Raw genomic sequence first — 630 nt, 5'->3', positions numbered from 1 at the left:
TCCTGCAACTTGAGCGAGAACCCCCCGAACTCGTGCGGGAAGTTCTGCAACTTGAGCGAGAGCGGCCCGAACTCGTGCGGGAAGTCCTGCAACTTGAGCGAGAGCGGCCCGAACTCGTGCGAGAAGCCGCACAACTTGAGCGAGAGCGGCTCGAACTCGTGCGGGAAGTCCTGCAACTTGAGCGAGAGCGGCCCGAACTCGTGCGAGAAGTCGCGTAACTTGAGCGAGAACGGCTCGAACTCGTGCGAGAAGCCGCGTAACTTGAGCGAGAGCGGCCCGAACTCGTGCGAGAAGCCGCGCAACTTGAGCGAGAGCGGCCCGAACTCGTGCGAGAAGCCGCGCAACTTGAGCGAGAGCGACCCGAACTCGTGCGAGAAGTCGCACAACTTGAGCGAGAGCGGCCCGAACTCGTGCGAGAAGCCGCACAACTTGAGCGAGAGCGGCTCGAACTCGTGCGGGAAGTCCTGCAACTTGAGCGAGAGCGGCCCGAACTCGTGCGAGAAGTCGCACAACTTGAGCGAGAGCGGCCCGAACTCGTGCGAGAAGTCGCGCAACTTGAGCGAGAGCGGCCCGAACTCGTGCGAGAAGTCCTGCAACTTGAGCGAGAACCCCCCGAACTCGTGCGGGAAG

The 630-nt window shown here is 62.7% G+C and carries 1 protein-coding gene; it reads right to left on the bottom strand.

Annotated features, from left to right (window positions below; genetic code table 11):
• A partial coding sequence (locus tag IEW67_RS18000) for a hypothetical protein (RefSeq protein WP_188634441.1) occupies positions 1–630 on the bottom strand: 630 nt, incomplete at both ends.

The sequence above is a fragment of the Lentibacillus kapialis genome, assembly GCF_014646635.1.
In the GTDB taxonomy this organism is placed as follows: domain Bacteria; phylum Bacillota; class Bacilli; order Bacillales; family Amphibacillaceae; genus Lentibacillus; species Lentibacillus kapialis.
Note: the sequence above shows the minus strand (reverse complement) of the source record. Positions and strands in the feature narration are given on the sequence as shown.